At 41.5% G+C, this 1,859-nt stretch carries 2 protein-coding genes; both read left to right on the top strand.

What is annotated here, in order from left to right; genetic code table 11:
- Positions 1-169: 169 nt before the first annotated feature.
- On the top strand, positions 170-1,501 hold the full coding sequence (gene rfbH / locus Q0257_RS08170; protein WP_298023844.1) for a lipopolysaccharide biosynthesis protein RfbH: 1,332 nt from the start codon (positions 170-172) through the stop codon (positions 1,499-1,501).
- Positions 1,502-1,639: 138 nt separating this feature from the next.
- The coding region (locus Q0257_RS08165) for a UDP-N-acetylglucosamine 2-epimerase (RefSeq protein ID WP_298023841.1) at positions 1,640-1,859 on the top strand (220 nt) is incomplete at its 3' end.

Raw genomic sequence — 1,859 nt, 5'->3', positions numbered from 1 at the left:
ATAGCCTGTTAAAATCCGAGATGGGAGGCAGGTTTAAGCTCACGCCGCATTCAGAAGCGATCGGCAAAATTCGCAAATATTTTAAGCAAAATTTTGCCAACTTAGATTTAGAGACGATTAAAAAAGACCCATATTTGAGAAAAATCAATGAAATTTGGAAAGGTAAAAAATGACGCCACAGGAATTAAAAGCTGAAATTTTAGAAAAGACGAAAGAGTATTATAAATTGGTTCATGAGCTGGCGCAGCACGCTAAATTTGAGCCGGGCAAGAGTCGTGTAAATTACGCAGGTAGGGTTTTTGACGAACGTGAGATGATAAATTTGGTAGATAGCTCGCTTGATTTCTGGCTTACATACGGCGCATATTCTAAAAAATTTGAAAAGGAATTTGCCAAAATGCTTGGCGTTAGATGGGCGTTTTTGGTAAATAGCGGAAGCAGCGCGAATCTGCTTGCGTTTTTCGCGCTCACTTCGTCGCTTCTAAAAGAACGCCGCATAAAAAAGGGCGACGAAGTCATAACTGTCGCGGCGGGCTTTCCTACGACGGTTGCGCCTATCGTGCAATACGGTGCCGTTCCTGTTTTTGTCGATATGGAACTTGAGTATTTTAATATAGATCACACAAAGCTTGAGCTTGCGCTTAGCCTAAAAACAAAAGCGGTTATGGTGGCTCACACTTTGGGAAATCCTTTTAATATAAAAGTCGTAAAGGAATTTTGCGATAAGCACGGCTTGTGGCTTATCGAGGATAACTGCGACGCGCTAGGCTCGCTGTATGAGGGTAAGCCGACCGGCACATGGGGAGATATAGGCACTAGCAGCTTCTATCCGCCGCACCACATGACGATGGGTGAGGGCGGCGCTACATACACAAACAATCCGCTGCTTAAAAAAATTATGCTAAGTATGCGCGATTGGGGGCGCGACTGCTGGTGTGAGAGCGGCGTGGATAATACCTGTGGTAAGCGCTTTTCGCAGAAATTTGGTGAGCTACCGCTTGGATATGATCATAAATACGTTTATTCGCACTTCGGATTTAATTTAAAAACCTCCGATATGCAAGCTGCTGTGGGTTGTGCGCAGATAGAGAAATTCCCTAGTTTCGTGCAGCGTCGTAGGCAGAATTTTAAAAAGCTTTACGATGGGTTAAAAGATATAAAGGAGCTCATTTTGGTTAAAACCCAGCCGCATTCTGAGCCTAGCTGGTTCGGCTTTATGATGACGGTTGCGGACGGGGCAAAATTTAGTAGAAATGAGCTTAGCGAGCATCTAGAGAAGGCGGGTGTGCAAACAAGAAATTTATTTGCAGGCAATATGATCAAGCATCCGCTATTTGCAGACCTTAAACTCGGAGTCGATTATAAAATTTCAGGCGAGTTAAAAAATACCGATAAGATAATGAAGGATAGTTTCTGGGTCGGCGTATATCCCGGTATGAGTGATGAGAAGATAGGGTATATTATAAAAACTGTTAGAGGATTTGTATCTACTAAAAGCTAAAATATAAATTAGATCTAAATTTTAAAGCTATATGCAATGTAAATGGTGTCATTTTATTTGGTTAAGCGCCGATATAGCAAAATTTAATTAAAATTACGGCGATAAATTTGGTTAAAAAACCGATATTTAGGGGAGTTTATGACGAAAAGAAAAATTTTAATAGTATTTGGAACGCGCCCAGAGGCCATTAAGATGGCTCTGTTGATAAAGGAATTTCAAAAGCGCGCGGAATTTGAAGTGAAGGTTTGCGTCACGGCGCAGCACAGACAGATGCTCGATCAGGTTTTGGAATTCTTTGAGATAAAGCCTGATTTTGATCTAAATTTAATGAAGCAAGGGCAGGATCTGTACGATATTA

This window comes from uncultured Campylobacter sp. (genome assembly GCF_938018035.1).
GTDB lineage: Bacteria > Campylobacterota > Campylobacteria > Campylobacterales > Campylobacteraceae > Campylobacter_B.
This window is presented reverse-complemented; position numbering and strand designations above follow the sequence as displayed.

Coding starts and splice junctions, on each gene's coding strand:
- rfbH (WP_298023844.1), top strand. CDS start 170: ATGACGCCACAGGAATTAAAAGCTGAAATTTTAGAAAAGACGAAAGAG.